This is a genomic window from Silvimonas sp., from assembly GCF_031291215.1.
Taxonomy (GTDB): domain Bacteria; phylum Pseudomonadota; class Gammaproteobacteria; order Burkholderiales; family Chitinibacteraceae; genus Silvimonas; species Silvimonas soli.
The window spans coordinates 166,727-192,255 of record NZ_JARLJK010000064.1 but is presented as its reverse complement, the minus strand read 5'-3'; the positions used below and the strand labels follow the sequence as shown (position 1 = coordinate 192,255).

Annotated in this window: 19 protein-coding genes and 1 tRNA gene; 11 read left to right on the top strand and 9 right to left on the bottom strand. The window is 57.3% G+C overall.

Annotated elements, in window-relative coordinates:
• Positions 1-6: 6 nt before the first annotated feature.
• Together P4L78_RS07050 and P4L78_RS07045 are read right to left on the bottom strand one after the other, a co-directional pair.
• Positions 7-366, bottom strand: a complete 360-nt coding sequence (locus P4L78_RS07050; RefSeq protein WP_283150592.1) for a YraN family protein — start codon at positions 364-366, stop codon at positions 7-9.
• Entirely contained in the window at positions 363-1,580 is a 1,218-nt protein-coding gene (locus P4L78_RS07045; RefSeq protein ID WP_309327397.1) for a penicillin-binding protein activator, read from the bottom strand. Before P4L78_RS07045 ends, P4L78_RS07050 begins: the two co-directional genes overlap by 4 nt.
• Between P4L78_RS07045 and rsmI the strand changes: the two genes are divergently transcribed.
• Positions 1,575-2,468: a 16S rRNA (cytidine(1402)-2'-O)-methyltransferase gene (gene rsmI, locus P4L78_RS07040; protein ID WP_390901569.1), complete on the top strand. Its 894-nt coding sequence runs from the start codon at positions 1,575-1,577 to the stop codon at positions 2,466-2,468. The two genes, P4L78_RS07045 and rsmI, sit on opposite strands and share 6 nt — an antisense overlap.
• A 47-nt stretch (positions 2,469-2,515) precedes the next feature.
• A tRNA-Leu gene (locus P4L78_RS07035) sits at positions 2,516-2,600 on the top strand.
• 682 nt (positions 2,601-3,282) lie between these two features.
• Here P4L78_RS07035 and P4L78_RS07030 read toward each other — a convergent pair.
• The 3 genes from P4L78_RS07030 to P4L78_RS07020 form a co-directional block, all read right to left on the bottom strand.
• Entirely contained in the window at positions 3,283-4,371 is a 1,089-nt protein-coding gene (locus P4L78_RS07030) for an endo-1,4-beta-xylanase (protein ID WP_309327396.1), read from the bottom strand.
• 106 nt (positions 4,372-4,477) lie between these two features.
• Positions 4,478-5,452: a dienelactone hydrolase gene (locus tag P4L78_RS07025; RefSeq protein ID WP_309327395.1), complete on the bottom strand. Its 975-nt coding sequence runs from the start codon at positions 5,450-5,452 to the stop codon at positions 4,478-4,480.
• Positions 5,453-5,790: 338 nt separating this feature from the next.
• Positions 5,791-6,651 carry a LysR substrate-binding domain-containing protein gene (locus P4L78_RS07020; protein WP_309327394.1) on the bottom strand — a complete coding sequence of 287 codons (861 nt, stop codon included), beginning with the start codon at positions 6,649-6,651 and terminating at the stop codon, positions 5,791-5,793.
• Positions 6,652-7,014: 363 nt separating this feature from the next.
• On the opposite strand from P4L78_RS07020, the gene P4L78_RS07015 reads away from it, so the two are divergent.
• From P4L78_RS07015 to P4L78_RS07005, 3 genes are read left to right on the top strand one after another with little or no spacing between them, the layout of a single operon-like run.
• Positions 7,015-9,225 carry a hypothetical protein gene (locus P4L78_RS07015; protein ID WP_309327393.1) on the top strand — a complete coding sequence of 737 codons (2,211 nt, stop codon included), beginning with the start codon at positions 7,015-7,017 and terminating at the stop codon, positions 9,223-9,225.
• A gap of 11 nt (positions 9,226-9,236) precedes the next feature.
• A complete protein-coding gene (locus tag P4L78_RS07010; RefSeq protein WP_309327392.1) occupies positions 9,237-9,551 on the top strand; it encodes a hypothetical protein in 315 nt (104 codons plus the stop codon).
• Positions 9,552-9,603: 52 nt separating this feature from the next.
• A complete protein-coding gene (locus P4L78_RS07005) occupies positions 9,604-11,775 on the top strand; it encodes a phosphocholine-specific phospholipase C (protein WP_309327391.1) in 2,172 nt (723 codons plus the stop codon).
• Between the two features lie 158 nt (positions 11,776-11,933).
• On the opposite strand, the gene P4L78_RS07000 is transcribed toward P4L78_RS07005, so the two are convergent.
• Positions 11,934-13,382, bottom strand: a complete 1,449-nt coding sequence (locus P4L78_RS07000; RefSeq protein WP_309327390.1) for a 4Fe-4S binding protein — start codon at positions 13,380-13,382, stop codon at positions 11,934-11,936.
• A gap of 486 nt (positions 13,383-13,868) precedes the next feature.
• Here P4L78_RS07000 and P4L78_RS06995 point away from each other — a divergent pair, with 486 nt between their 5' ends.
• A complete protein-coding gene (locus P4L78_RS06995; protein WP_309327389.1) occupies positions 13,869-14,114 on the top strand; it encodes a hypothetical protein in 246 nt (81 codons plus the stop codon).
• Positions 14,115-14,260: 146 nt separating this feature from the next.
• Positions 14,261-14,656 carry a nuclear transport factor 2 family protein gene (locus tag P4L78_RS06990; protein WP_309327388.1) on the top strand — a complete coding sequence of 132 codons (396 nt, stop codon included), beginning with the start codon at positions 14,261-14,263 and terminating at the stop codon, positions 14,654-14,656.
• Positions 14,657-14,729: 73 nt separating this feature from the next.
• Here P4L78_RS06990 and P4L78_RS06985 read toward each other — a convergent pair whose 3' ends face one another.
• The 3 genes from P4L78_RS06985 to P4L78_RS06975 all read right to left on the bottom strand — a co-directional run bounded on the left by P4L78_RS06985 (position 14,730) and on the right by P4L78_RS06975 (position 18,280).
• A complete protein-coding gene (locus P4L78_RS06985; protein ID WP_309327387.1) occupies positions 14,730-14,924 on the bottom strand; it encodes a hypothetical protein in 195 nt (64 codons plus the stop codon).
• Positions 14,925-15,213: 289 nt separating this feature from the next.
• Positions 15,214-17,499 (bottom strand): catalase, encoded by a 2,286-nt coding sequence (locus P4L78_RS06980; protein ID WP_309327386.1) that lies wholly within the window; start codon positions 17,497-17,499, stop codon positions 15,214-15,216.
• A 214-nt stretch (positions 17,500-17,713) separates the two neighbouring features.
• Positions 17,714-18,280: a hemerythrin domain-containing protein gene (locus P4L78_RS06975; RefSeq protein ID WP_309327385.1), complete on the bottom strand. Its 567-nt coding sequence runs from the start codon at positions 18,278-18,280 to the stop codon at positions 17,714-17,716.
• A 496-nt stretch (positions 18,281-18,776) separates the two neighbouring features.
• Between P4L78_RS06975 and P4L78_RS06970 the strand changes: the two genes are divergently transcribed.
• From P4L78_RS06970 to P4L78_RS06955, 4 genes are all read left to right on the top strand, one after another.
• Positions 18,777-19,118 carry a hypothetical protein gene (locus tag P4L78_RS06970; RefSeq protein WP_309327384.1) on the top strand — a complete coding sequence of 114 codons (342 nt, stop codon included), beginning with the start codon at positions 18,777-18,779 and terminating at the stop codon, positions 19,116-19,118.
• A gap of 128 nt (positions 19,119-19,246) precedes the next feature.
• Positions 19,247-20,137 (top strand): Ku protein, encoded by an 891-nt coding sequence (locus P4L78_RS06965; RefSeq protein ID WP_309327383.1) that lies wholly within the window; start codon positions 19,247-19,249, stop codon positions 20,135-20,137.
• 15 nt (positions 20,138-20,152) lie between these two features.
• Positions 20,153-22,759 carry a DNA ligase D gene (ligD, locus tag P4L78_RS06960; RefSeq protein WP_309327382.1) on the top strand — a complete coding sequence of 869 codons (2,607 nt, stop codon included), beginning with the start codon at positions 20,153-20,155 and terminating at the stop codon, positions 22,757-22,759.
• A gap of 723 nt (positions 22,760-23,482) precedes the next feature.
• Positions 23,483-25,315 carry a beta-galactosidase gene (locus P4L78_RS06955; protein ID WP_309327381.1) on the top strand — a complete coding sequence of 611 codons (1,833 nt, stop codon included), beginning with the start codon at positions 23,483-23,485 and terminating at the stop codon, positions 25,313-25,315.
• Positions 25,316-25,529: the final 214 nt, after the last annotated feature.

Genomic DNA, 25,529 nt, shown 5'->3' with positions numbered 1-25,529 from the left:
AATTCCTTAGTAGCTCGCTGAATAATCTTCAGTGGCATCAATACAGTTCTTCAACCACGTCAGCGCCGATCCTTCAATGCAGATTGCATCAAAGCGGCACGGTGGCTGGGGGTGCAATTGGGCCAGATAAAGGGCCGAAGTGGCAAGCAATCTGGCGCGTTTGGCCGGGGTGATGCTGAACGCCGCACCCCCAAAGCGCCGGTTGCTACGTTGACGAACTTCCACAAATACCAGTGTTTCGCCGTCGTGCGCAATCAGGTCGATCTCACCAAAGCGGCAATGCCAGTTGCGCTCGATGATGACCAGCCCGTTTGCGCCCAGATAATCAGCGGCGCGGGCTTCGGCGTTTTCTCCGGTGCGGTTCATTGTTCCGTGGACGGAACAGAGGCGGGGGCCTCGGTATAGCCGGGGGCTTCGGCATTGGGAATCTGCACTGTCAGCACTTGTGGCACCAGCGAGCGCTGTATGGTGCCGGTCGCATCAACGTGCAAGCTGCCCGTCAAACCATCGGTAATACCCAGTTGGTCTGGCGGCGTATCGAGCAAGGCCGCGGTTATTTTCCAGGCATCGACGCCCATGGCGAACAAGCGCTCCAGGTCATTTGAAGGCGAGCGTGCGTGTTCATAGATTTTGTATTCTGGCGTATTGGGTTGGGTAATCCACGGCATGTCCAGGAAATGGATACCAGCCAAGTCCAGCAGCGCTGTGGCGGGTTGTTTGCCGATATTGATCTGGCTGGTGGCATAGATAGCACGCGTAGTGCCGATAAATGGTCTGATCTTGCGAGCCTGGCGCGCATCCATGGCCAGAAACACCGCGTCTGCGCCGTCGATATCCAGTTGGGCTTTGAGCTGCGCGTAATCTTTGCCCGTAGTTTTCAGAATGGGGACAATGGTTTGATTGGCACTGCGCCAGCCATCAGTAAACCCTTGGGTCATGCGTTGCGCCAGCGCACCATCGACTGTAACGATGACGGGGTGGGTAAAGCTGTCATCCCGCATTTGTTGTGCGACCTGGGCCGCTTCGGATTCCACCGACAGGCTAAAACTGTAAAAGCCGGGGCGGTGCAGGGTATTACTATCAAAACTATTCAGCGCCAGAACCGGAATATCAAAATGGCCATTATCGCCGATATTGTTAACAGCGCTTTTGGTCAGCGGCCCTATCACCGCTGCTGCACCCAGGCTAATGGCCCGGTTGAATTGCGCCAGGATATCGTCGTCCGCGTCGGTGGTATCAAAGATGCGTAAGGGTGGTTGGTCTCCGTCCGACAAGGCTGATTCGGCGGCAAACAAGCCGCTCTTGATCGCCTCAACGGCGGGTTTCCAGGCTTTGGCTTTGGCGGGCAGGATTACCGCTATAAAATTGCCGCCCTTGTGAGTGGCGGCTGGAGCAGAAGCGGTTTCATCCGCTGGCTGCGAGGCATCGGCAGTTGCACTGGCAGCAAGCTGCGCCGGGCTCGAAGCAATCTGGGTGCGAACAACGGGCTCTGCATGCGCCGCGCTGGTCGACAGCAAGGCCACACCGTATAGTACGGCCGCTACACCGCGCATTACCGCAGGGAGAACCCGAGCGTGCATATAGAGCCTTTTGCTGTCAGTAAGTCTTCATTATATGTGGTGGCTACGCCCATCGGAAATCTACAGGATTTGACGCCCCGAGCGCAGACGATTCTGCGTTCCGTCAGTGTCATTGCCGCAGAAGACACCCGCGTTACCGGTCAAATGCTCAAGCATTTTGGCATCACCACACCAATGATCAGTTTGCGTGAGCACAACGAACGCGCTATGTCGGAGAAACTGGTCGCCCGCTTGGCCGCCGGAGAAACCGTCGCCCAGGTTTCTGATGCCGGAACGCCAGCCATTTCTGACCCCGGTGCGCAGCTGGTAGCGGCCGTACACGCGGCAGGTTTCAAAGTGGTGCCAGTACCGGGCGCCAGTGCTTTAACCACGGCCCTGAGCGGCGCCGGTTTCATGTGCCCGCACACTTTGTTTTACGGTTTTCTGCCGCCTAAATCCCGGCAACGTCAGGATGCGATTGCACCGCTGGCGGGCTTGCCTTATGCCACTGTATTTTATGAAGCGCCACACCGCATTCTGGATACGCTGAACGATCTGGCCAACGGCTTTGGACAAGACCGCATCGCACTGGTCGCGCGCGAACTGACCAAAACCTTTGAAACCTTGCGCCGCGCTCCACTGGGTGAACTGCTGGCTTGGGCCACGGCCGACGCCAACCAGCAACGTGGTGAGTTCGTCATCGTGATCGACGCCGCTCCACCGGCCGAGCCAGATGAAGCCAATGCGCACGACCACGTGTTGCGTCCATTGATGGCCGAATTGCCGCTCAAACAAGCCGTCGCGCTGGCGCAGCAAATTACCGGTGCTCCCCGCAATGCCCTGTACGAGCGCGCGCTATCGCTCAAGGCCGATAACCAGAACGACGAAGAAATCGACACGGAATCGTAATAAGCACTTGCCAGTTTTCGCACTCTGGTTGATAATCCGCCCCTCCTGCCCGAGTGGTGGAACTGGTAGACGCGCCGGACTCAAAATCCGGTTCCGAAAGGAGTGTCGGTTCGATTCCGACCTCGGGCACCAGACACTGAATCACGCAAGTGATTCAAAAGCCCGCAAAGCCCCGTTGATAAAGGCTTTGCGGGCTTTTTTACGTCCCTCGTTTTTTCCCCTTCTCCGCAATAAATCGCAGTTTTACACTACGCGGTGTGTCCCGACGGTGTTCCAAACGGCGACGATAGAGAGTTCGCAGACTCTCGCAAAAGTGATCATGTTTGCTGTTAAAACTGGTCAGTGAATTGCTAGAACCTGCACATCACGCTGTTCCGGTCGATAATTTTATGCAGGTTGCGGTAGGGCTATTACGGATTAGGGTGAGTGCTGATGGGGTTGCACTTCGAATCCTGGAGAAGCTGATGCTCAGCTTCTCTCCCCAGTGGGTATTTCGTAGCTGCTGATTAAGCATTCCTGAATGAGTGAGCATGCGCACTGTAGATTCAGGGCCTGTTATTCCGGAAGTAGTGAGTTAGTGCGACGTGGTAATGGCTCATGTGAGGTGGCCCGTATCTTTCAGGGTTGGCAATCGTTGAAGTTGTCACGCTCGACCAACTGCAGACTATCGGCCCAATCCACTGGATTGGATGGATTTCGGCCAAAGTGCCCATCTAGTCGCTGGGGCTAAATGTCTGGAGTGCGATGCAAAGCAATCTGTCGCCATCGCCTGGCACTACAACTGGCGATTGCGCCAAGCGACCGGTCATGAGCCCTACCGCCGCGCCGCTTTGAACACCGCCCAGAACGCGCCTTTGGGTTGACCTTGCGCGTCAAACAACAGTGGCTGGTCATTGTGGTCCGCCGGGGCGTCCTGGTTGAGCCAGGTGCCGGCATCGGTCACGCCCCACCAGGTTGCGGCGGTCACGTCCGGGTGGTTGTGGATCATGCGCATGATGTCGCCATAGCGCCGTGCTTGCAGCGCTAGCAGGTTGTCGCGGGTGTCGTACAGGTGGTTGTCTTTCCACTTGTACAGGCTCATGTCGATTTCCGTGATCTGGTTTTCCAGACCAAGGCGGGCGAAGGCGGTCAGGGTCTGGTCAATGTCTTCTACACGCGGGTAGAACACAGAGATGTGCATCTGGTGGCCAATGCCGTTTACAGGCACGCCACGTTCTTGCAAGCCTTGTATCACACGCAGCAGGCAGCGTTGTTTGGCCGTTTCAGTGGTGGAGTATTCGTTGATGAACAGGCGCGCGGCGGGATCGGCGGCGTGGGCATAGCGAAAGGCGTAATCCACGTAGTCCAGGCCCACCACTTGATGCCATTTATCGTTGCGCAGGCAGTCGGGCTGTTTTTCGTCGATGACCTCGTTGACGACATCCCAGGCATACACCTGACCTTTGTAGTGTCCTACTTCGGCGTCGATGTGCCGTTTCAGACGCGCCAGCACCAGATCACGATCTGCGGGCTGGCCATTTTTGCCCTGCCACATCCAGTCTGGTGTGTGCAGGTGCCAGAGCAACGTGTGGCCGCGGATGGCCATATTATGGCTCTGGGCAAAGCGGACGATGGCATCGGCGGCTTCAAAATGAAATTCGCCTTCACGTGGTTCGGTCGCCATGGGTTTCATGGCGTTTTCTGCCACCACGCTACTGAACTGGTCGGCAATGAGCGTTCCCTGACTTTGGATGTTCTTCTCATCCACCGCCGCGCCGATCAGCACTTGGCCCTGCCAGGCTTTTGCCAAGGAGGGCGTGGGCACGGCGCTGGCGGCAACATGCGGCGTCACGGGCGTACCCGTGCAGGCGCCAAGAATGATGATCGTGCTGGCAAGCCCAAAGCCGCGCAGACGCTTATGCATGCATTTATTCCTTTGCGTGGCTCGTCGGCCCGCCTTGTAAATTTTGGGCTACCGTTGCCAGCACGCGGGTCCGTGGGCTTCCATTTTTTCCGACCGGCCTCAGGCATCAACGCGTTGGGGGTCCGGCCAGATGTGCCCGGAAAAACGCTGTGACCTGGGTATTGAAGCGCTGGTGAAATGCTACGCGATCAAAGCCCGGCCGGTCGGTGCACAGCCTCGGCACAGAGGCGGTCATTTGCGCCGGGCATGGGCTCAGAAAGCTGAAGTGGCCTGATCCTGCCACGCTGTAAAACTCCGGCGCATGGGGCAAGCCTTTGCGGATGGCCGCCACGCTTTCCGGCGTAACTCCATCGCCGCCATATTCAGAGGCCCACAACTGCACGGGCACGCTGATTTTTGCCAGCCCCTCTTTACTGAACACCGACAGCGGATCGGCAATTACCGCCACCTTGATGCGGGTATCAGCCGGTGGCATTGAGGGTAGCGGGCCTTTAATTTCAGTGCAGAATGGCAAATCAGGCTGGTGCACGCAGAACGCTTCACCCAGCGTCAGGTCTGGCACCGCACCGATACTGACCAAGCCGGTGTAGCCACCGCGAGAAAACCCGAAAAAGCCAACGGCCTGTTCATTGACGTGGTTGGCACCTGACCAGCCATGGGTCATCCACGAGATCAGCCGCGATATGTCACGTGGTCGCGAAATAAATGGCGCGACATGCATCTGCTGGCTCAGGTCTTGGTAGTTATCGCCGGGGTGGTTGATGGCTGCGACCACAAACCCGGCATCAGCCAGTGCGATAGCAGTGTCCTGATGCCCCAGCGCACTGCCACCAGTGCCGTGCGACATGACCACCAACGGTAAATGATCACCCTGCACCGGCGCGTCTTTGGCCACGTTCATGGTAAAAGGGCCAAGCTCCAGTGCAGCCGGTGGCGTGGCACTTGGATACCAGATGGCGCCCTTCAAAGCCGGGCCATCGGCATCAGCCGGAACGCTGATCCAGGCAAACTCGGCGGCATTAGCCAGGAAGCTGCTCATGGCCAGGACGCCGGCAGCAAGGTATTGGTGAATGTGGTTCAACGCTTGCTCCTTCTGCTATGCCCAGCTCGCATGGGAATCATCAAACGGGTGTGCAGCGCAGGCTGTACGGTATCTCGTGGCGAATTCAGGAGGTGTTCGTTCAAGTACGGGGCGATTCTCCGCTTCCTGGCCACGTTGCGGCAACCCCATCTGAATTGAGCGCGTTGATGGTTGAATTGTCTGAGCTTTCATAGCCGGTTAATGGCCGTTCTCCAGCGTAGAGGGGACGTGAATTGCTGTGCGCCGCGCCGGTTGTTTTGGCCGCACGCGGAGCATGGGCTGCGGGGGTGGTATCGGCCGAAGCGGATATTGGCTGTCACCAAGTTCAAGGCCCTCAGTTACCTGCCAGGACGGCGACAACGTTCAACGGCGGTAAAAAATGAGGAGACCAGCCGGCTATCACGTCGTTCGCTAAGGCAGCACACATGGATGTGCGTCTCAACGGGCTCGCCTTCAATTCGCAGTGGCCGCAGCCTGTCATCAGAGATGTACTCCGCTTGAGAGACCGTCCCGACCCCCAGACCCCGTGCCACCGCTTCGCGCAAAGCTTCCCGGCTCCCAATATCCATGACCACGCGTGGCTTCAGCCTGGCAGCGTCCATTGCATCTTCCAGCGCGCGGCGCGTGGTGGAACCTGGCTCACGCATGAGTAGCGGCTGCGTGGCCAGATCCTGCAGGGTCACGCTGGAACGGCGGGCAAAAGCGTGCGATGCCGCGACGAAGGCAATGACCGGAAACGACCCATAGGGCTGGGTAAAGTAGCGTGCATCTTCGAACGCGCGAGCAACAACGCCCACGTCACAGCTGTATTCATCGAGATTGCGCAGGATTTCTTCAGAATTGCCCAGCTTCACCGACAGATGCATTCGTGGGTGGATGCCGTGATAGGCCTCGATCATTTCGGTGACATGAAAAGGGCCAACTGCACCGACCTTGAGCGTGCCACTGTCGTGCAACATCGAGATCGCATCTGCTTCGCAGCCCGCCATGCGCCGTGCCACCGGTAAAAACTCGACGCCCAGGGCAGTCAGCTCGACGCGCCGACCGCGTCGATGGAACAACTCCACGCCATGGTCTTGTTCCAGCGTCTGGATTTGCGATGTAAGTGTGGTCTGACTCATCGAAAGCGCCCGCGCCGCAGCGGTGAAACCACCATGTTGTGTCACAGCGATAAAGCTTCGGATTTGTGTGAGGGTCATGGCCATCCACCTGGAAAATGGGTTGCAAGCGCGCTAAGTGATCGAATTTTTAAATATACCGACGCAGTGTGACAAAACCCGTCGTCTCACTGGACTCTGACATCAGGCAGGTCAATGCGCACAACGCTCTTCGCCCAAAAACAGTCTGCAATGGTGCCAGTTTAAAAACGAAAAAATCGGTGTATAGAGCGGAATCGATTGGTAAATCCGTCATTTCGACGTAGTGGGCCTTCCCTATCCTCTGCTCATACTTACCCATCCCAATAAAAAGGCATGAGCATGCGAGCAAAACGATGTGGTTCCGTTTTTACGGAAAGCCGATTGTTGCCCCGATTTCGATCTGCTGTGGGCAAAGATTTCACCGTGGTCATTCCCCATCTCGAGCAGGTGAATACATCCGGATCGCGGCTGAGCGTGGGTCGTCTCGGCGGCCTGCTCGCACTGTTTCTGGCTACGGCGGTCACGCTGACGGCCTGTGGTGGTGGCCAGGCGACATCTGCAGCACCCATAGACGGTGCGACAACGCCCACAGCGGACAACACGCAAACCAGCAGTTCACCGGTTTCGCCAAGCAATCAGTCCACCGGGACCCCAATCAATCACGCGCTGGTTATTGATCTGGATGGGGCAACATATAACGCCTTGCAAGCGGGTATTGCGGCTGGCACCTTGCCGAACCTTGCCAAGCTGAAGGTACAGCTTGCGTACAACGGTGGCATAACCGGAACCGTCGGTCAGCAACCGACACTGGACACGCCGGGATGGGCCACGCTGCTGACCGGGGCATGGGCGGTACGTCACCAGGTTCTATCCGATGCGCCTCAACAGACACCCCACAGCAAAAGTGTATTTCAGTTGACTAAGGCAGCGAGCAGCGGCCTGAATGGCGTGGCTGTGGCGTCGAGCGGGCTCGCCCAATTGCTGTCGATGGACCACAGTGCCGGGTACCTGGACACCCTGGCCGATTGCTCCACCAGCGCCACGGCCTCTGACTGCGTAACAGGCCAGGCCGTGCAAATGATCGACAATGGCTATGCCTTGATTTTTGCGCAGTACCACGCGGCGCAAGACGCCGCCGTCAATTACGGGCAAGGGGCAGCGCAGTACGCCAATACCTTGACGCAGCTGGATCAGTCCGTCGGCACCCTGGTGGCTGAAACCGTGAAGGTGTCAAATAGCCAGTGGTTGATCGTGGTCACCGGCAATCATGGGCTGAGCGCCAACAGCCAGGCTGATGGCTTGCCGCTGGTGCCGGAGTCCACCACCTTTATCGGCCTGAACCAGAGCACCAATCGCACCGCTGGCTTCACGGGTTCGGTGGCACCCTCAACCTTCAGCCAGCTGTATGTGGCACCCAGCGTGGCAGACGTATCGCCGTCACTGCTGGCTTACCTGAACATCCCGCAGACCGCTGCCAGTTACGCTATGGACGGTGCAGAACTGCTCGGCGCACAGCCGGTGTCGCAACTGGTTGCCACCGTCAATAACAACAACTCAACCAGCGCGAACGTCGGCCTGAGCTGGACCGCCCCGGCGAGCGGCACGATCAACGTGCTGCGCGACGGCGTGGTGATCGCCTCGAACCTGCCCGCCGGGACAAGCAATTACACCGATACGCAACTGGCGCAGGAACTGACGACCCAGGGCAGCTATCTGCTGAACTACACGGTACAGGTCGGTGCGACATCGAGCGCTGCCCTGCGCTCGACCCTGTCGCGGGTATCGTTCGTGCCGCCGGTCCCGCTCGCGGCCACCCTCAGCAATGGCCTTACGGTCTACTACCCATTCAGCAGCACCTTGCCGCCAATCGACAAAATGGGCCACAGCACCATGGTGCCATATGCAGCCGATCTACCTGCTGGGGCAGGGGCAGTCGTCTCAGGGTCACCAGGCAGCGCATATGGGCTCCTGATCGATACCCACTTTGTTGATAGTAATGGCCTGGAAGGTTACAAACTGGCGCCAGCGTCCGGGTTCGACGTCTCACAAGGGACCACGCCGCAATTCACCATCGGCTTCTGGTTCAAGGTGCAGTCTTGTGTCGCGACAAACGATGTACCGGTGTTTTCCAACAAAAACTACGTCAGTGGCGGCAATGCCGGCGTGGCGATTGGCTTGTTCGCCAGCAGCACCGCCAATCAATGTGGCATCGCTTTCAATATCGGTTCGGGCGGCGTACGTGCTGACGGCCCAACCAGCCCCTACACCCAGATCAGTGTGGGGCAATGGGTCTACATCGCACTCTCGGTCGACGGCGTGGCCAAGACGATGAGCATGTATGCGCTGGACCCGGTACTTGGCAAAACTGAAATCCTGGGCAAGACCACCGGCTCGGTAGACCTGACCAAGTTGTCGCCGTTCGCGCAGTGGGGTGTGGGTGAAGATGGTACAGGCAGCTATCTGATGAACAAATGCAGCATGACTCCGCCCTATACGGCTGGCAAATGCACTACCGCACCGATGTACCAGGAAATGTTTGGTGATCTGGCCATGTGGAACCGGGCGCTCAGTCAGGCCGAAGTCGAATCCATCTTCCTGTCGCAAAAGCCGCTCTCCACACTGTTGCCCAATTGAAGGGGATTGAGATGAACACATTGATCCCGTTTGCGCGACATTGCGCCTGGGCATTGCAACGCGTATGCGCGGCCGGGGCAGCGACCACCACTGTTGCCGCGTGCCTGCTGCTATCCGGATGTGGTGGCGAGACCGGAAACACTTCGGCCAGCAACAGCCCTTCAACCAACCAGGCGGTGAGTGGCAACACGGCACCATTGGGCGCGGGTGGCGTCACCACCGCAGTGCCGATCGTGCTGACGCCGGCACCTGGGCCGTGCGCCGCTTCGGGCACCGCCGCGCTGCAATCGCCGCTGCTGAATTCACAGATCGACTGCGCACCTTGAGTCGAGCCGCAAAGACCTGCCTTGATAAAACACACTCCACACTGGATCTACCATGACCCAAATGAGTCGCCGCAATTTTTTGCGCGCAGCCGCTGCCACAGCCGCATTCAGCGCTTTTCCGCCGGCCATCCAGCGCGCGCTGGCCATTCCGGCCAACAACGCGACCGGCACCATCAACGATGTCGAGCATGTCATCATTTTCATGCAGGAGAATCGCTCATTCGATCATTACTTCGGCACGCTGCCTGGAGTACGGGGCTATAGCGACCGCTTCACCATTCCCATGGCCTCCGGCAACCCGGTGTGGATCCAGCAGGGGGCGTCGGGCAATGTACAGCCGTATTACCTTGATCCCGCACTGGGTAACGGGCTCTACATTGGCGGCACCCACTCATGGAGCGACCAGCAGGGCGCATGGGACGGCGGCCGGATGGCCGCATGGCCCAAGGCCAAGAGCATTGCCGCATCAATGGGCTATCTGCAGCCCAAAGATCTGCCTTTTCATGCGGCGCTGGCCAATGCATTCACAATTTGTGACGCCTACCATACCTCGACGCATACCGGGACTTTCCCGAACCGTATTTTTCTGTGGAGCGGCACCAACGGCTCGAACGTCGTCAACCACTCGGTCACCAGCAACACCAGTTGGGGCTACACCGTTTCCGGCAACACAATCGGCTCTTCTGCCACAGGCTTGCCATGGACAACGTACCCGGAACGCCTGGAAGCCGCGGGCGTAAGCTGGAAGGTGTATCAAAGTCCCACCAACAACAGCAACAACAACCAGTTGGGCGCATTTGCCAGCTACCGCGCCGCCGTCGAAGCCATGGTGGCGCAAGGCTATACGGTCAATACGCCTTATTCCTCGTCGGTGATGAACCCGATTTCGCCGCTACTCAAAGGCGTCGGCAACACCATGCCGGACGGAGGATATTTGCAGGCTTTCGCCGATGACATCGCGGCGGGCACCTTACCGCAGGTGAGCTGGATCGTGGCACCGGCGGCTTATAGTGAACATCCCATCTCGTCGATTCCGGACCAGGGCGCCTGGTATATGCAGACGATACTGGACATGCTGACCGCCAATCCGGATGTCTGGAGCAAGACGATCTTGCTGATCCCCTACGACGAGAACGATTGTTTCTTTGATCATGCCCCACCGCCCGATCCGCCATGGCGCAATAGCGACGGCAGTTATCTGGGCAAGTCGACCGTCGACATTTCAGCGGAACATTTCACCATGCCGCACCTTCCGTATGACGCCGACACCACCGCGCCGGATGGCCGACCATTTGGCGCTGCAGCTCGTGTACCTATGCTGGTGGTTTCGCCGTGGAGTACAGGCGGCTGGGTTAACTCCCAAGTGTTCGACCATACCTCGACGCTGCGCTTTCTTGAACAGCGTTTTGGCGTCATTGAAACAAACATCAGCCCATGGCGGCGTGCGGTCTTTGGCGATCTCACTTCGTGCTTCAATTTCAGCACCCCCAACAACGCCACGCCAACGCTGGCGACTGCACCAAGCAAGGCGCAGGCCGATGCCACCTATTCACAGCAAAAGGCGGCAGGCGTGGTGCCCGTACCTGCGGTTGGGTCCGTGCCATTACCCACGCAACAGGCCATGTCGAGACCGTCTCGGGCATTGCCGTACCACCTGCATACCAGCGCCAATGTCGACACGGCTGACGGCCTGGTGTGGCTGACTTTCAGCAACACCGGTACTCAGGGTGCGCTATTCCACGTCTACGACCGCTTGAACCTGGCAAGTTACCCACGGCGCTTTACCGTGGAAGCTGGCAAGGAGATATCCGACTCGTGGAATGTCGCCGTCAACTCGCCGACCGGTCAGTACAGCCTGTGGGTGCTCGGCCCGAATGGCTATCATCGACTGTTTGAGGGCAATGCCGCAACGGTAGCGACCGGCGCCAATCCGGAGGTTCGGGTTTGCTATGACCATGGCAATAACGCCATCTACCTGACCATCATGAATAGCGGTGACGCCGCAGCCCAAGTAACTGTCACCTCTAACGCTTATCGCAGCGACGGCCCGTGGACCTACACGGTGGCCAGCAATATGCAGGTAGAGCCGTACTGGACCTTGTCGCAATCCGGTGGCTGGTATGACTTTACGGTCAGTGCGGGAAACCAGTTTGTGCGACGCTTTGCCGGGCGCCTTGAGACCGGTAAGGATGGCATGAGTGATCCGGCGATGGGCGTGAGCTGATCATTCTGGCGCCCGGCATTCGTTCATGATGGAATCATGGGTCTGTCCACGCCTGTGTGGACAGGCCAACTTATCGGCTAGTGCTTTGGACTCGCACCAGAGACGGGGCGGAATGACAGCCAACCTGATTTCACATTTTCGGGAGCCAAAATAGTGCGTTATGCGCCGAAAATTGCTGGCCACCAGCAGGCTCCGATCACGATGCTTCCCGCAATTCCAGGGAGAATTGGCAGCCATCGCTTCGATGCACGCACGCCCTGACGAGCCAGAATTTTCTGGCTAAGCCAGACACTCCACACGACACCAACCACATACAGGCTACCTTTGAGGATCTGCACGCCTGCCGGGCCGAGGGGCGTAAATTTGATCGGGTCGAACAGCATGGCACCCAAGCCGATGACCAGAGAAACCATGGCCACAGGCGCGTATTGATAACCCAGCTCACTGAAGCGTCGGCCGAAACTGCCGTCACCGCCAACCAGCCGGGACAGGTGTGCGGCGGCGCTCGTGGTCGCTGCCAGTAACGCGGTCAAGGCAATCATCCAGGTGACCATGAAGCCGCTGATGGTGAAGAAATCGAGCCAAAGGAACACTTCGCCGCGTTGCGGGTGAACACTAACTAACCAGGATGGCCCGATTTCAAGAAACCATGTCCATCCCTTTTCTATAAACCAGACACCAATACTCTGCCGTATGGCCTGATACTGAGGTAACACTAACCAGAGAAAAGCACCGAGCGCCACACCCGTATCCAGGAAAAGAAACCAGGCTTCAGCCGGGTTTGCGCGATTATCGCGGATGTTCTCGATCTCCAGCCCTGGTCGGCGAAATTCCATGCGAACGCTGCCCTTGGCGGCTGGATTGACGCAGCGAAAGCATTCAATGCAATGACGCGATTCGTTCTTCCCGACAAGATCAATCATGGTTGGGCATGCTCCTTTCTGGCTGTAGGCATCCCGCCCCGGACGTCTTACCTGGGGGGCGAACTCGATCGCGCCTAGCCTGGAGTACAGACCAAGTAGACGGCCAATCGGGCATAAGTGCCGACACCAGGCCCGTTTCTTGCGCCCATAAAAAAAGCCAACCACAAGGGCGGCCAGCATCGTGCCACCCAAAATTTCAGCGGCGGCTTCTGGGTGATCCCGCACGCCGAGCGTTTGCCCCAGAATCGTGGTGAGTACAAAGCTGACAGCGGGCGTCCCTTCCCAGCGCATCCAGGCTGGAATGGGTCGCTGTGGCCCGATTTTGTTCAACCATTCGGAGGCGGCGCCCATCGGGCAAAGCAATCCGCACCATGAGCGCCCGGTAAAAATGACCGAAAGAAAGACCAATGGAAACCACAGTCCCCACATCGCGTAATTCGCGAAGGTAGTGAAATGGGTGAACGGTGTAGCAGTTTCCGGGGGTTCCGAAAGAAACAGCGGAAGAAAGATGACTGCAATAAATGCCACGAAAGCTGCAGCATGTACCCAGATCAATTGATGTCGGTGTCGGACAAAAAAACCTTCTATCGCATCACGGACAGGCTTGGCTGAACTGGACTGCATCCCAACAGAGTTCTCCGTGATGGGGAGAACAGGGATGGTGACATGTTGCTTCTGAGACATTGGTGCACTTTTGGCAAAGGGATAGACAAAACAAGCCCAAGGTGAAATCTCAGAGCCACTTTTGGATATCTGCTACGACGACAAACCGGCGTGGAGCCCCTTGAACTGGCGAATCGACTGCAGCAAAAATAGCCTCATCAATGAGAACCATTATCACTTCTTTGGGAGAGGGGGCGGATTTTCAATAATGCGAATTTGATTTGAATCACTAAAACCACCGTGGGCGTACCTGTCCTGGCAGTCCGCCCGCCAACTGCCCCACGCACCAACTCTTCCATCACGTACAGGATCCGGTCGGCGAACAGAGGCCTCTCTCCCTTGCGCCACTGTCCGCGATTCCTGCCAGATTTTTCCCACTTCAAAACAGGCGTACATCGTGTTTTTACAGGTGGGGAAATCTCCTAGATTTCTGCCTGATACATCTCGCAATATCCGGGCTTGGCGATCGTTCATCTCAATAAGCTCATTTTTCGGGAAGAGACAGCCATGGCGCGCGAAATCAAAAGCAGGGAGTTCATCCAGGAGTGGCTTTCGGATGAGATCAACGGCAGCTGCGAAGTGGTGGACGATGGTCGGTACTTGCGGGTAGCGACGCCAGTCTGGAGTGCCGAAGCGGCCGACGGGTGCAATTGGCTAATTGCCGCGTGGAAAAATGCGCAGCCCTACGCAATGGTCATACAGGAAGCATTGAACAAAGCCCGCGCCAGATTCAATCTGCCCGAGCCAGAATAAATCCGCATTAAATGTGCCCGGCAAGCTCCCATACTGCGTGCCGGGCGTTGTGTCTGCGGTGGAATACCCGGCAGTCTGGTCAGCCGTCAATACGCGGAACAGACCTTGGGGCTTGGCCCATACTGGTTCTTTGGGGGAAATGAACTGTGGTATCTGTAAATCGTAACGAGCCAGTCCTGCCCAAGTCGAACAAAGAAATTGTCACGGAGTTGATGGACGCCATTTTCTTGAGCAACAACCCCCTTCAGGCAATGGCGGCGATATCCGAACGTTGTGTCGACCACTCCCCGATTACCAATGCCAACGCCGTTGCGGCCCGCAAGGTGCTGCAAAGCCTCCCGCCTGGAACCTCTTACACTCCCGGCGCCGTAGTGGGCGAAGGGGACGTGGTAATGGTTCATGGACGCTACTACTGCGAAGGGCAGCCCGTGGTTTCGGTCATTGATACCTTCCGGCTGGCGAACGGCAAAATCTTTGAACACTGGGTGGTATTGCAAGACGACGTCGTGCCGGACGATGTGCTGGACCGACGAGCCGGGTGAGCGAGTGCATCCCCACCGAAACGACAAAGGCCCGGAGATAATCCCCGGGCCTTTGTCGTTTTGCCAGTTTCATTTAGCTGTTCTTGTGGCTTTGGCGGCCAGCCTCGACATGCTGTTCATGCGACCCGCCGCGCGACCCGCTCTTCTCATCGGCATTGCGGGACTGGCTCTTGTTCGAGTCGGATTTATTTTGTGAAGCAGAATGCTGCTGACTGGTGCCAGTGTGCTTAGAGGATTGGTTCGACGAATGGGGTTGATGATTAGCCATGATGAACTCCTGAAAATTTTGAAGAAATCGTTCCACCCCAAAAGAGGGGAACGCGTTGCGATGCAACGTGACTTCAGATTAACGGAGCGCCCTGGCCCACTTGATCAGCCAATGCCGGGGATTCGGGTAGGAGATTCCGAATAAAAAAAGCCGGTTTTAAAGGCTTTGGAGGACTCCTCCTGCAAACCGCCGACAGGATGGCAGTACGGGGGTAATACAAAAAAACGCCTGGCAAGTTAAAAACCTGGTCAGGCGCTGCACCGTTCATGCTCTTGGAAAAGTGCGCAAATCAGGTACTCGGTGGATTGGTTTCCCGGCTGTAAATCCGTTGTGAACCCAGCACATTGATGAACTCGGCAAGCTGGGCAGTCGGGTCGTCACTTTCGACGCGAAACAGGGCGGGATCGTCTGAGCCATCGGGCAAAACGCTTGGGATGCCCGCGAGCGACAACAAGTCTGCCGCGCTTCCTATCACCAGCAACGGTTTGCCGTGGCGGTACTGCAGTCTTATAAATTCCCAGACCAAGGCATCGTCACTCAATTGCCTCACGGTATCCGCTCCATCGGCAATGATCACGGCATCGAACAGGACGGGCGGACTAGCCGACAACGGCATATCCACTTTCAAGGTGTCGCCATTGCTGGTCAGCGGCACCATGCTGGAAGCAATCACCTTGGCCACCGCGCCTTGCTTTTGCAGGGTCTCCCGGATCGCGTTGATAACGCCCGGCTGTGTGTCGCTACCCACCAGGATGGCAACCTTGCGGGTTCGGATACCCTTTTCGCCGGGGTGAGCAAACAACGAAAGGCTGGGCGAAGGCGAGTATTCGGGAATGGGCTCCGTGCTGGCCAAGGGCATGGCGAGGGGAACGGCAAAGCCCAAACCCTTGGCAACTTGTCCGGCCAGCGCTGGGTCCACATTCACCAGCATGGAGACCACGCGTTCGCGGATCGCCGGAGTCTGCACATGCGCCAGTTCAAAACAAAACGCATTGATGATGTGCTGCTGCTCTGGCGGGCTCTGGCTTTGCCAGAACAGACGGGCTTGCGAGTAATGATCCGCAAACTTTTCCGGCTTGCCGCGTACTTTATCGGCCTCGATATGCTCGGCAAAACTGGTAAAGCCTGCCATGCCGGCCTGAAACGGACATCCGCCTGCCAGCGAATTGGGCTCATAAGCCACGCGTCCTCGCGGCAACGCTTGCCGGTGAATGCCATCGCGCTGGTTGTTATGGACCGACGCGAGCGGGGCGTTGATGGGCAATTCATGAAAGTTGGCGCCACCCAAACGGCTGATCTGTGTATCCAGATATGAATGGATGCGCCCCTGCAATAGCGGGTCATTGCTGAAGTCGAGACCCGGCACAATGTGCGCGGTGCAGAAGGCGACCTGTTCCGTTTCAGCAAAGAAATTATCCGGATTGCGGTTCAGTACCATTCGGCCCACCGGCGTCAGCGGCACCAGTTCTTCGGGCACCAGCTTGGTCGGGTCCAGCACATCAAACGCAAAGCTATCCGCCAGCGCTTCGCCAAAAATCTGCAGACCCAGTTCCCATTCAGGATATTCGCCAGCCTCGATCGCTTCCCACAGATCGCGCCGGTGGAAGTCGGGATCGGCTCCGGTCAGTTTGGCCGCCTCATCCCACACCAGCGAATAGGTGCCGTCGACTGGCGTCCAGTGAAATTTGCAGAACACAGACTCGCCCTCGGCGTTGACCAGCCGAAAGGTGTGCACGCCAAAACCTTGCATCATGCGGTAGCTGCGCGGGATCGCCCGGTCAGACGTGTGCCACATCAGCATGTGCATCGTTTCCGGCGATAAGGAGGCGAAATCCCAGAACGTGTCGTGGGCGCTGGCCGCTTGTGGAATGCCATTGTTGGGTTCCGGTTTTACCGCATGAATCAGGTCCGGAAACTTCATGGCGTCCTGGATAAAGAACACCGGAATATTATTGCCCACCAGATCCCAGTTGCCTTCATCCGTGTAGAACTTCACGGCAAAACCGCGCACGTCGCGCACCGTATCGGCAGAGCCACGCTCGCCCGCGACCGTAGAAAACCGGGTAAACACGGGCGTGATTTTGCCGGCCTCGGCAAACGGCGCTGCGCGAGTTAAATGCGACAGGTCGACGTAGCTTTCAAAATAGCCATGGGCACCCGAGCCTCGGGCATGCACCACGCGCTCCGGGATGCGCTCATGGTCAAAATGGGTGAGTTTCTCCCGGAGGATGAAGTCCTCCATGGCGGTGGGGCCGCGCAAACCCGCTTTGAGCGAGTTCTGGTTGTCGGCCACCGGCACGCCCTGGTTGGTCGTCAAGCGCTGATCAGAGGCGTCGGTGCGGGCACGGTCCAGTGATTCACTGGCGGGGCTTGCACCGTACAGTGGCCGCCCACCGCCAGTTTTGGCAGACGAGGTGGTTTCGCTCACCGTGCTGGCAGTAGCAAGCAAGGACTGCGAAGCCAGATGATCTCCCTCTGCGGGGCAACTGGCTTCTTCGCCGTACTCCCGCTCTTTGGTGCGGTTGAACGGCATTCCCTCGGCCAAGGCCTCGACGGCGTTTGATTGTTCCGCCATGGTGTTCTGACGCTGTTGCCGCTCCGACGCGCTCACATCGGTTTTGCCCGTATTTCCGCCGCCAGCCAACGGGCGATTACCCAAATCGGGCGCCAACGGTTTTCTGAAATTGCTCTGCATAGCCCACCTCACATCAAACAACATCGTGCAATGCCCGCCGACTGGCGAACCGGAGTCACCGCACAAGGGCGATCTCCGGTTCAGGTGCCAGGAATCAGTGCGCGCTCGCTACTGCAGTGTCCGCAGATAGCGTCTGCTTGAGCTCTTTCATTTGCTCGCCCAGTTCATCCAGGTTCAGCCCCTTCAATTTGCGGACCTTGGGGAAAAGCTCGGTTTCCTCTTCTTCAACATGGTGTTCGATGAACTCGGACAAGACCGTGAAGCGGGCATCAAACAATTCATCGCCCGGTTTCATGACGGAAAGCTGCGCGATCAAGTCTTTGCAACTGGCATGCTCGACGACCGCTTCGTCGATCATGTCGCCGTCTTTACCCAAGGCGGCTTTCACTGCCGGGTAGAAAATTTCTTCTTCCACCCGGGTGTGAATTCGTAGTTCAAGACAGGCCTGCGCCACGATTTGCGCTTTTTCGGCCGGGGTGCCTTTGGTTTTACTTTTTTCAAACTGTTTGAAGAGCTTTTTGACCTTGGCGTGATCAGCCATCAGCAAGGCGGTCGCTGGGTCATGGTCCCTGGTAGTGGTGGTTTTGCTTTTGGCTGGGGCACGGGTTTGTGCGGGCTTGCGGGTAGCGCTGCTGTGGGCAGGCGTATGCGATGTGGCCATGATGATCTCCTGAAGTGTGGAACGAACCGCAGTTGATGCTATGCGCACTGCAAAACGACCGTTGTCCGCCGTCGGCGTATTCCGGTGAAAGCGCATCGCCTGCTTGCTCCTACACAGGTGCAAATTCGATCCTCTCCCGCCACGCGCTGATCACGATCTGGTCAGCGGCCCTCTGAAAAACTCGTAGTCCTGCCGGTCATTATTTTTGTTTGATCACAGTAAAGCGCGCCGGGCAACGGTTCGCGTCTGCAACGGGTGGAAGTCCTACAACTCGTAGGCGCGGGCCGGATGGCACAGCCCAGGGTTGCCGCGGAAGATGTTTATCGTGGCCGCGTACTGCCGCCTTCCCCAACGTGGTGTCCGGGGAGCTAGCCACGTCTGGAAAATCCGCTTTGCCACCGAAGCAGCAGGAACAGCGGCCAGGTATTCAAAGCTGGATGAAAAGCTGGATGACTGACTCACTCTCGCTCGCCATGTGGATATCTGGAGCTTCGATATGAGTAAACCTCGCAGTGATACGGTGGACGCATTGGCAAAGAACACGCGCTCCAACGACAAGTTACAAAGTGACTTCGACTCCAATTATCCGGACGGCGCGACCCCTTCGTCCGGCCGAAGCGAGCGACCCCAACCCGACCCGCCGGTGCAGACCACCACGCAGCATCACGACGATCAATACGGGTCGTCACCGCCGCGTGACCAGATTCGCCCGCCGCAAATGGACCCTCCGGCCCAACGAGCCAGAAAGAAGCATGAACAGGTGCCGAAATCGGTTACGGAACGCAAGGAAGGTGAAGAATACGCCCGGCATTACGGGGTCAAAGGCAGCAAAAGCTAAGCCGCGTGTAGGTTGTGTCTTTCCTGAAAAGATGCTGCAAATGGGCAGTAATTGCCGCGCCAGGCTGACAGGCCACGACGCTGCGCCGGGCCAGACTAAACATGTTGCCTGTGAAGTGGAGTACGACCATGCCACGCGCCTTATGGACGGGAGCCATCAGCTTTGGACTCATTTTCATTCCGGTTTCGCTCAAGTCTGCCGAAGCGCCGGATGAGCTTGACCTGACTTTGCTCGACAAGCGTGACTTTGCGCCGGTGGGCTACAAACGGGTGAACAAAACGACCGGAAAAGAAGTCGCTTGGGATGACATCATCAAGGGCTACGAGCACGAGCCCGACCAATACGTGGCGTTGTCAGAAAAAGATTTTCGCAAGGCCAACGTCGCTGCAACCCAGACCATTGATCTGCTCGCCTTCGTTGAGCAAAGCGACATTGATCCGATCTACTTTGAAAAGCCCTATTACCTGGTTCCCGGAAAACGTGGCGAAAAGGTGTATGCGCTGCTGCGTGATTCGCTCAAACAGTCGGGCAAAGTGGGTGTGGCGCAGATTGTGATCCGGGTGAAGCAGCATCTGGCCGTCGTCGCTGCAGTCGATGACGCATTGGTCCTGAATACCTTGCGTTACCCGCAGGAAATCAAAAGTGTGGCGTCGCTGGAGCTGCCGGCTGCTGCAGTTGGCACTGAATTGACTACCAAGGAAATTGCCATGGCCGTGGCGCTGATCGAGAGCATGTCTGAGCCATGGCAACCCAGCCAGTATCGCGACCAATATCGCGACGACTTGCTCAAGTTGATCCGCCAAAAAATCAAGGCTCACCAGATTCATAGCGTGAGCCCGGCAGATGACGAGCCGGAAAATGCTGAGGCCGAAGCCCCGGCGGCGGACGTCATTGATCTGATGGCGCTACTGAAAAAAAGTTTGCCCAAGACGGCCGAGGCAGCTGCTTCCGCGCGCTCATCGACCACCCAAACCGGCAAGGCCCGGGCATCCGCCAAAACCCGGGCGAAAGCCGCATAAAACCGGGAGCTCGCCATGGCCTTGCACGCCTACCGCGCCAAACGTAATTTCAAGGCAACGCCGGAACCCGAAGGCAAGACGACCAAGTCAGGGCCAGTGTTGCGCTATGTGATCCAGAAACATGACGCGCGCAATCTGCATTACGACTTTCGGCTGGAGCTGGATGGTGTGCTCAAAAGCTGGGCGGTTCCCAAAGGGCCGAGCCTTGATCCCGCAGTTAAACGCCTTGCTGTGCAGGTGGAAGATCATCCGATTGCCTACGGCGACTTTGAGGGTGTCATTCCGCCGCATCAATATGGTTCAGGCAAAGTCATGCTGTGGGATCGCGGTACCTGGCAGCCACTGGAAGATGCCGCCAAAGGTTATGCCAAAGGGCATCTGCATTTCCGGTTGAATGGCGAAAAACTGAAAGGGACTTGGGATCTGATTCGCATGCACCACCGTCCTGACGACAAACGCGATGTGGAAAACTGGCTGTTGGTCAAAGTGGACGACGATGCCGCGCGAACTGGCGCGGCGGCGGAAGTTACCGATGAGCTGGATAAAAGCGTGGCAACAGGCCGCTTGATCGACGAAATCGACGACGCCCCGGTTGCCGCCCGCGCTAGTAGCCGGACAAACGACGCTGTGGCCCACACCGCTGCCAAACGCTCGCGCGGTAAACCAACGTCACCAGCAGAAAGTACGCTGCCGATCATGGTCAAGCCGCAACTGGCCAGCTTGGTCACCACCTTGCCCGTTAATCACCAACACTGGATTGCCGAAATCAAGTTTGACGGTTATCGCATGCTGGCGCGAATCGAAGCGGGCTCTGCCAGGCTGTATAGCCGGAATGCCAAAGACTGGACTTCCCGCCTGGAAAAGATCGCCAGCGAACTGGCCCAACTGCCGCTGGATACCGCTTGGCTGGATGGCGAACTGGTTGGGGTCAAACCGGATGGCAGCATGAGCTTTCAGTCATTGCAGAATGCGTTTGCGGACGACCCGGGCAACGACAAACCGCCGCGGCTGATGTACTACATTTTTGACGTGCTATTCCTGGATGGCGTAGATATCCGCCCCGAGCCCTTGCTGACTCGTAAACAAAAGCTGGCGGCATTGCTCGATAAATTGCCCAAGAATAGCGCGTTACGGCTTAGCGACCACTTGCAAGGTCAGATGGACGACGCCTTCGCCCATGCTTGTCATCATGGGCTGGAAGGTTTGATCCTGAAGCGCGCCGATGCACCGTACGAGTCGGTGCGCAACCGTAACTGGCTCAAGCTCAAGTGCCAGCAACGACAAGAGTTCGTGGTGGGTGGCTTCACCGCGCCGGAAGGCAGCCGCAGCGGATTTGGCGCGTTGTTGCTGGGCACTTACGATGCCGACGGCCATTTTCAGTATGCCGGGCGCGTAGGGACTGGTTTTAATGAAAAAATGCTCAAGCTGCTCGCCACGCGGCTTGAACAACTGGAACGCAAGACAGCCCCATTTGACGACGCAACGAGCCGGATTGCACCGCGCGAACGGGCGCATGTGCACTGGGTAAAACCGGAACTGGTGGTGGAGGTGCGCTTTGCCGAATGGACCGCAGAGAAGCGTCTGCGCCAGGCTGCTTTTCTTGGTCTGAGGCCAGACAAACCGGCTCACGCGGTCGTGCCGGAAACGCCCGTCGACGTGCCGAAGGCTCCATCAAAACCAGCCGCGCAAGCCATCAAAGTCAAGGCCAAACCCGCCTCACAGTCCGCAGCGACGGATGTTGCGGGTGTCTCCATCACTCATCCTGGCCGGATTGTTTTCCCGGGCACTGGCGACACCAAACTGGCCATCGCGCGCTATTACCAGGCAGTTGCCGATTACGTGCTGCCGCAATTGCACGATCGGCCATTGACGCTGGTCCGCTGTCCGCAAGGCGCAGAGCATCCGTGTTTTTTTCAAAAACATCTAAGTGATTCTTTGCCTGAAGGACTCACCGCCATTGATATCGCTGGCGAAAGTGGTTCCGCCAGATACATGATCGCCAATGACTTGCACTCGGTGATCGCACTGGTCCAGTCGGGCGTGCTGGAACTCCATACTTGGGGTTCCACGGCCAAAACACTGGAGAAACCGGACCGACTGATCTTTGACCTGGACCCGGCACCAGAGGTCGCTTGGCAAACCGTCGTAGAAGGCGCGCAACTGTTGAAAGGCTTGCTGGAAGAACTGGATTTACCGACGTTTCTGAAAACCACCGGCGGCAAAGGCTTGCACGTGGAAGTGCCCCTCAAACCATCTTTGAACTGGGAAGAGGCGAAGGCATTGACCCATGTGCTGGCCTCACATCTGGCCACTGCCTTGCCGGAGCGCTTCGTCGCGATCATGAGCAAAGCCCAGCGTACAGGTCGGATATTTGTGGATTACCTGCGTAACGCGCGGGGCGCAACAGCCGTGGCCGCATACTCGACACGGGCGCGCGAAACGCCGAGTGTTGCCACCCCCATCTCATGGGACGAACTGCCCTGGTTGGAAAGTGCCTCTTTCTGGACCATCCACAACGTCCCCGACCGTCTTGCACAGCAAAAGGTCGGCCCTTGGGCGGAATACGACCAGCAGCGCGTGCGACTGACTGACTCTTTGAGACAGCGGTTTGCGTCATCGTGACGGATTACGACACGGGTTGGTCTGCGGAACCGAAGTGGATACACAGTTGATGGCGTTAGCTATTGCCACGTGATCAGTCCGCTTAGGCCGGGAAGCAGGCATTGCTTATTGAGGATAGTTCTGGCTTCCTGAGCGTTGCAATCCAGAAACTCTCAGACACATACCACAATGTTGAGCCGCAGACCGTATCGACCTGATCCCGCTTGATCAGCCTTGTTGCGCTGGCTACCGGTCTTCTTCCTTCTTTCCTGTTTTTCTCATCCAAGAAGAAGTGGCATCAGCCCAATAATGCCGGCTTGCTGATACGCGCTTGATTGCGGAGCTTGTCACAGACCAGGCTGCGGAGCCGGTTTTCTCATTGGCGTACCGGATGACGAAGCGCCATTTGCGCAGTCCTTTGAAAACAGCTGTTTTAGCTTGATTTCAGTTAAAGTTCACGCCTGCTTCCTGTTCTTCCGTTCTGCTCAGATTTGCTCAGGCTCACTCTTCTGAAATCCATTAAAAGAGAACGTTTACCACTCACGTCCATCGTTGATCCATTGCAAACCGCATGGAGCGGGGTGGTTACATTGCAATTTATCTCAGAGTTAGTTTATGGACCGCAGGGCATTCCTGGCATTTGCTTCGTTGATTCCCGTCCTGTCTGCATGTGGTGGCGGCGGAAACGACTCCCCCAGCACAGGCTCTTCGGGAGGCACGGGCAGTCCAGTTGAACCGGTACCCGTGGGGCGGCACGCATTCTCATTTGCCACCAACAGCAACGACTTCCTGATTGACGGGCAGTCGTTCCAGATTCGCAGCGGTGAAATGCACCCGGCGCGCATTCCAGTCGAATACTGGCAGCACCGTATTCAAATGGCGAAGGCGATGGGGCTGAATACCATTTCCATCTACATCATGTGGAACTACCACGAGTCCAGCCCAGGCGTGTTCGACTTCAGCACCGAGAACAGGGATATCGAGTCGTTTATCCGGCTGTGCCAATCCGAGGGCTTGTGGGTGTTGGTCCGCCCAGGTCCCTACGTGTGTGCTGAGTGGGATCTTGGCGGTATTCCCTCATATCTGCTTGCTTACCCTGACATCAAACTACGCACAGACAGCGTTTCCGACCCACGCTATATGGCCGCAGTCCGACGCTATATTGCCGAACTGGCACCGCGTATCGCGCCGCTGATGGCCAGCAATGGCGGCCCAATCCTGATGTTGCAGGTTGAAAACGAATTCGGCTCGTTCGACAGCAACGCTGTATATATTGAAGAAATCCGGCAATGCTGGCTGCAGAACGGAATTGCCGGGCCGTTCTACACCGAAGATGGCATAGCCGAACTGATGCATAGCCGCTCCAACGTGGCCGGCGGTGCCATTGCCCTGAGTAACGGGTCGTCATCCGCGATCAGCACGTCCCGCAGTCACTTTGCTGCGGTGCCTGCGATGGCAGGCGAGGTCTATACGGGGTGGTTCTCGCATTGGGGTGATGCCGAATTGGGCGGATCGACAGCTGACATTTCGTCGGAACTGGCCAGCTTCATGCAGAGAAAGCAGTCATTCAATCTGTATATGGTGCATGGCGGTACGAGCTTTGGCTTTTTTGCTGGCGCCAATCTTGAAATAGGGACTGGGCAGTATCAGCCTGACATTACCAGTTACGATTACTTCGCTCCGATCAGCGAACAAGGTGCGGCAACGGCCAAGTTCCAGACATATCGTAATCTGATTGCATTTCATTTGAGTACACCACCCGCCGCAGCACCTGCACTTCCCGGCACTCTGACACTGACCGGTGCCAGTGCACCGCTTCCGACGCTTTATGCATCGATCTGGGACAACTTGCCTTCGGCGCTGCCTGCCAGCCAGACGATTGCCCCGTTGCCCTTTGAGATGTTTGGCCAATCCTTCGGATTTGCGTTGTATCGGAGGACATTGGGCTCCAGTGGCGCCGAGAAAATGAAAGTGACCGAGCTACACGACTACGCCACGATTTTCCTGGCGGGCCAATATGCCGGCGCTCTTTCCCGGCCAGCAGTCCCCGTTGGCTACACGCGGGACTACGCGGCGGTGACCCCGGGAACTGACATGACACTTCCCGCGGTGCCATCAAACGCGTTGCTGGAGATTCTGGTTGAAGGTATGGGGCGGGTTAATTATGGCACCGACATGATTGACCGGAAGGGCATAACGCAGTCGGTTTCGCTGACCGATTCGATGGGCCAGACCAGCCAGTTGCAGGGATGGGAAATCGTGCCACTGCCAATGGATGAGTTGTTCATTGCCAATTTAAAAAGCGTATGCACGAATCCAGCGAAGAGCGGCCTGTTTTTCAAAGTGAGCTTTAATCTGACCGAAACAGGGGACACTTTTCTAGACATGAGTCAGTGGACCAAGGGCGTTGTGTGGGTCAATGGCCGCAATCTTGGGCGCTACTGGAAAATCGGTCCACAGACGCGGCTTTATTGCCCAGCGCCCTGGTTGCGAGCAGGGATAAACGACATCATCATTTTTGACTTGCACCAGCTTGCAGCCGCTCCAATTCCGCTAGTGGGACGGCCTGACGCTTGATTTTCAGTTATTCGTTTTCACGCAATTACTTGCTGCAGCACCTTGGGCCCAAAAATATAAAGACGGAGCGGCGACAATTTTTGGAGGGTTCTTGTTTTGGCTGCCTCCACACAAAGGATGTACGGCAAATGCGGACAGTGAATACCTGATCATCGCGACAAGGGGGGCGCATGGGTGACGATTTCGAAGACCGCAGAGGCGACCGTCCAGCAGG

Bases quoted from the DNA above. Each gene is read 5' to 3' on its own strand.
- P4L78_RS06975 (WP_309327385.1), bottom strand. From the start codon at position 18,280: ATGGCCACATCGCATACGCCTGCCCACAGCAGCGCTACCCGCAAGCCC.
- P4L78_RS06970 (WP_309327384.1), top strand. From the start codon at position 18,777: ATGAGTAAACCTCGCAGTGATACGGTGGACGCATTGGCAAAGAACACG.
- P4L78_RS07000 (WP_309327390.1), bottom strand. From the start codon at position 13,382: ATGTCTCAGAAGCAACATGTCACCATCCCTGTTCTCCCCATCACGGAG.
- P4L78_RS07045 (WP_309327397.1), bottom strand. From the start codon at position 1,580: ATGCACGCTCGGGTTCTCCCTGCGGTAATGCGCGGTGTAGCGGCCGTA.
- P4L78_RS07010 (WP_309327392.1), top strand. From the start codon at position 9,237: ATGAACACATTGATCCCGTTTGCGCGACATTGCGCCTGGGCATTGCAA.
- P4L78_RS06965 (WP_309327383.1), top strand. From the start codon at position 19,247: ATGCCACGCGCCTTATGGACGGGAGCCATCAGCTTTGGACTCATTTTC.
- P4L78_RS07030 (WP_309327396.1), bottom strand. From the start codon at position 4,371: ATGCATAAGCGTCTGCGCGGCTTTGGGCTTGCCAGCACGATCATCATT.
- P4L78_RS07050 (WP_283150592.1), bottom strand. From the start codon at position 366: ATGAACCGCACCGGAGAAAACGCCGAAGCCCGCGCCGCTGATTATCTG.
- P4L78_RS06985 (WP_309327387.1), bottom strand. From the start codon at position 14,924: ATGGCTAATCATCAACCCCATTCGTCGAACCAATCCTCTAAGCACACT.
- P4L78_RS07005 (WP_309327391.1), top strand. From the start codon at position 9,604: ATGACCCAAATGAGTCGCCGCAATTTTTTGCGCGCAGCCGCTGCCACA.
- ligD (WP_309327382.1), top strand. From the start codon at position 20,153: ATGGCCTTGCACGCCTACCGCGCCAAACGTAATTTCAAGGCAACGCCG.
- P4L78_RS06980 (WP_309327386.1), bottom strand. From the start codon at position 17,499: ATGGCGGAACAATCAAACGCCGTCGAGGCCTTGGCCGAGGGAATGCCG.
- P4L78_RS07020 (WP_309327394.1), bottom strand. From the start codon at position 6,651: ATGACCCTCACACAAATCCGAAGCTTTATCGCTGTGACACAACATGGT.
- P4L78_RS06995 (WP_309327389.1), top strand. From the start codon at position 13,869: ATGGCGCGCGAAATCAAAAGCAGGGAGTTCATCCAGGAGTGGCTTTCG.